This window comes from Asanoa sp. NPDC050611 (assembly GCF_040654855.1).
In the GTDB taxonomy this organism is placed as follows: domain Bacteria; phylum Actinomycetota; class Actinomycetes; order Mycobacteriales; family Micromonosporaceae; genus Asanoa.
This window is the reverse complement of sequence record NZ_JBFAIU010000663.1, coordinates 1-1,596: the sequence shown is the minus strand read 5'-3', so window position 1 is coordinate 1,596 and position 1,596 is coordinate 1. Positions and strand designations below refer to the sequence as shown.

Sequence of the window (1,596 nt, the reverse complement as noted above, 5' to 3'; positions counted from 1 at the left end):
GCGTGAGCGCCTCGCGGGCCGCGTCGGTGACCGTGGAGCCCCCGTCGGTGCTCGGCAGGTACATCCGGTCGGCGACCGGGCCGCGGTAGTGCGGGCCGGCCTCGATCCCGGCCAGGCCGCCGAAGACACCGCAGATCGCGCCGACGTCGCCGGCGTTGGAGTCCGTGTCCCAGCCGGAGGTGTTGACCACGGTCATCGCCGGCAGGTACGCGCCCTGGCTGCGGGCCACCGCGTGGATGACGGTCGCGTGGTTCGGCACGACGTGGCAGTTGCCGCCGTAGCGGTGATAGCCGTAGCGCTCGTCGATCCGCGCCCGGGTGGTGGTCCACTCCGCGTCGGCCGCCGTCCACTCGCGCACGTCCTCGATCACGCGGCGGATCAGGCTGTCCGCGGGGATCAGGCCGGTGGCGACGTCGAGCAACTTGGCCATGTCGGTCTCGGTGAACGCGCCCGCCACGAGGGCCGCGACCACCCGGGCGGCGTGCACGGACTCGCCGTCGTGGCTGACCCGGGCGGCCCGTTCGACGAGGTCGGCGGCGGCCTGCGGGTCACCGGGGCGGGTCATCGCGAATCCCTCGACGAAGATCTGGGCGCCGACCTGCTCGGCGACGACGACGCCGTTGCGGGCGATGCTGCCGCTGTCGGGTGCCCGTACGCCGTCCTTGAGGTGCAGGTAGGCCGTGTGCTCGGTGGAGTTGCCGACGCCGCCCCACCACAGCACCGAGGTGCCTTCGAGGATCTCGTTGAGCCAGACGTCGCCGATCTGCGCCGAGGTCGGCTCCGTGCCGTGGTCGCGCAGGGCCCGGGGGAAGACGAAGGTGCCGCTGATGTCGTCGTCGGTGACCACGAGCAGGTGGTTCTTCAGCGCCAGGTCCACCCGGTGGTTGACGTATCCGGTGATCTCGCCGAGCTCGCGGCTGATCCGCTCGTAGGTCCAGCCCTCGAACGGGCGGCCGAGGTAGACGGCGATCGCCTTGCCGAGCACGCCGGCGTAGACGCGCTCCTCGTAGTCCGTTGGGAACATCAGAAGGGAACCCCCGCTCGCAGGATCACGTTGGCGTACGGCGTGGCCTCGCCGGTCCGGACGATGGCCGTGGCGTGCTGGCTGCGGGCCTTGAGCTCCTCGTGCGCGACCGCGTCGACGGGGACCTTCAGGCGGCGGATGCCGCGCAGCAGCGCCTTGTCGGTCAGCTCCGTGGCGACGGTCGCAGCCTCGACGACCAGCTCGTCGGTGATCGCGTCGAGCACCGCCAGGAAGGGCGGGACGTCGCGGGTGACGGCGAGGTGCACGACCTCGACGCCGGGCGGCACGGGCAGGCCCGCGTCGGCGACCACGATGGTCTCGGTGTGACCCAGGCCGGCGACGAGCGCGGCCAGGCGCGGGTGCCAGATTCCGTTCTCACGCACGTGCGGTCGCCTCCTGGGCCGCCAGGAACAGGTTCAGCTCCGCTCCCGTGGGCATCGCGGACTGCGCGCCCATCCGGGTGGTCGCGAGCGCACCGGCGGCGCAGCCACGGCGCACCGCCTCGTCGAGGTCGGCGCCGACACCCTCGTGTTGCCGCACTGCGGCTATCTCACGGCGGCGCAGGAGGCGGC

At 72.7% G+C, this 1,596-nt stretch carries 2 protein-coding genes and 1 pseudogene; all 3 read right to left on the bottom strand.

Features of this window, described 5'->3' with window-relative positions:
• A partial coding sequence (locus AB0H87_RS41615) for an ADP-ribosylglycohydrolase family protein (protein WP_360159330.1) occupies positions 1-1,024 on the bottom strand: 1,024 nt, incomplete at its 3' end.
• Positions 1,024-1,407, bottom strand: coding sequence for a D-ribose pyranase (rbsD, locus tag AB0H87_RS41610; protein WP_360159327.1), 384 nt, complete (start codon positions 1,405-1,407; stop codon positions 1,024-1,026). The genes AB0H87_RS41615 and rbsD, both read right to left, overlap by 1 nt.
• Positions 1,400-1,596: pseudogene (locus AB0H87_RS41605) on the bottom strand (hypothetical protein); the annotation flags it as partial. The pseudogene AB0H87_RS41605 and the gene rbsD, both read right to left, overlap by 8 nt.